Origin of the sequence: Holospora curviuscula, from assembly GCF_002930195.1 — a bacterium.
Taxonomy (GTDB): domain Bacteria; phylum Pseudomonadota; class Alphaproteobacteria; order Holosporales; family Holosporaceae; genus Holospora; species Holospora curviuscula.
The window spans coordinates 1-1,665 of record NZ_PHHC01000036.1; the positions used below are offsets into that span (position 1 = coordinate 1).

Here is a 1,665-nt window from a genome sequence, read left to right on the forward strand (position 1 = left end):
TTCCACAGCGCTCGCGTGGTGGTCAAGGGCATCGGTTATGGCTTTTCTCGCCTGTGCCGAGCTTTTGATGCTTTCCAGCAAGGGGGTCTAGAGGGGCTTGGGGCCTATCTAAACCCGCTGAGCGACGGATTTTTGGCAGAACGCAGGGTGCTGATGAAGACCGCTCCGGAGTTGCAAAGAACCGGTAGGAAGGGGAAGCAGCAGGTGGAGGTTCAGGAAGTACACCAACCCCCGCAAGGCAGTGCTCCACCCGTCGTACCAGAACAGGTGGCGGTGCAGCAGTACTTTACTCAGTATAGGGATCAAAAATTCGTGGTGGGGAATCATAGAGATATTAAAAAAGCTATGAAAGACCGCAACATAGAATGTAAACCTATTATGGAAAATCGCACTGCTCGCCATCATGTAGGCACTCACAAAAATAATGAAACCTTCGTTCAATCGGATATTCACAGAGATGCAGGGATTAGTATTTTGATTCCCAAAGAATGGCATCAAGATTTTGTGCACACCGCCAATAAAACGGAGGTTGAGAACTTTCGTCAAGCTCTATTTGTGAGCGTTCGGGATATGCGAAAGCTTCCCGATCGTCTTCCCTCTGGGGGGTTGCAACAAGAAGTTCGAGAAGACTTGAACGATGCATTGCTGGAAGCCATTCAAAAAAATCGAGAAACTTTTCCAGAACAGATGAAAAAAAAGGGAGGTGCACTATGAAGTATACGTGTTTGCAAGATGTGTTGGATGAAATTTATTCAGCGGAATATGTGGGAAACTATTTACCGGTTTCTAACGAACCCCAGTGGTATGAAGGGTTTAAAACCTTTGGCACTAAGGAAAATATGCTCTCAGCCCTGGCATATTATTTTGATATCTGGGACCAAGGCGAGAGAGGCATAAATTTTCGGCAAGAAGAAAATGGATGCATGATCTTTGAGCGGGCCGCTTGGACATTTTTTTATATATTTGACTCCATTTCCTTATTGAAGGATCCTTCCATCATTCCAGAACTCATGCAGTATTTTCCTCCGGAGGGGGACGTACGATGGCCCTGGACCATGGAAGATCTTTGGACGGAAATGATGTTAGGTGTTGTTACAAGTTCTAATTTTGGTCCTACCTACATGGATTGGATTATGAGATCGTTACACCTTCTGCATCCTGGGGCCCGTTGGGCTGCTAGTTATTTTATGTTTAGTATGATTTACGATACCTTTTACAGAATTAAGCCAGATCAATTTCCCGAGCTTCCCATAGTGGATGCTTTACCCTTGGGGAAGCAGGATCTAGTGTTGAGTTTGTTGGAGGATGAAATTTCAGGATGGCAAGAAGCGTTAGAAAGGGCTAAGGCAAAATTGTGTAAAACGCCTTCTTCTGAAAAAGAAATGAAACAAGCGAAAAACGCAGTAGATTCAGCAAAAGAAAGTTTAGCCTGCGCTGAATACGTCCGGGGCCAGCTGCTCCTTCTCCCCCAGGAGGTTATTAGCATTGGATATCGGTAAATTCTTTCGAAAATTATGTTCCTTTTGGGCAGATCGGGAGCCGGGAACAAAGGAGGATGCGGTATATACGGGCTCCAGCTCGGTATTTCATCCCTCTTCCATTGAGGCGCAGGAGATCTCCGGCCGGGTGGGGGCCATCCTCCATCAGGGCACGCAGATGAAGGGC

General features: G+C 46.4%; 3 protein-coding genes. All 3 read left to right on the forward strand.

Annotated features, from left to right (window positions below):
- Nucleotides 1-714, forward strand: a 714-nt coding sequence (locus HCUR_RS09395; RefSeq protein WP_243397229.1) for a hypothetical protein, incomplete at its 5' end; no start/stop codon positions are given.
- Complete coding sequence (locus HCUR_RS00700; protein WP_104206314.1) at nt 711-1,499, forward strand: hypothetical protein; 789 nt, start codon at nt 711-713, stop codon at nt 1,497-1,499. The genes HCUR_RS09395 and HCUR_RS00700, both read left to right, overlap by 4 nt.
- A partial coding sequence (locus HCUR_RS08065; protein WP_165780591.1) for a hypothetical protein occupies nt 1,486-1,665 on the forward strand: 180 nt, incomplete at its 3' end. The genes HCUR_RS00700 and HCUR_RS08065, both read left to right, overlap by 14 nt.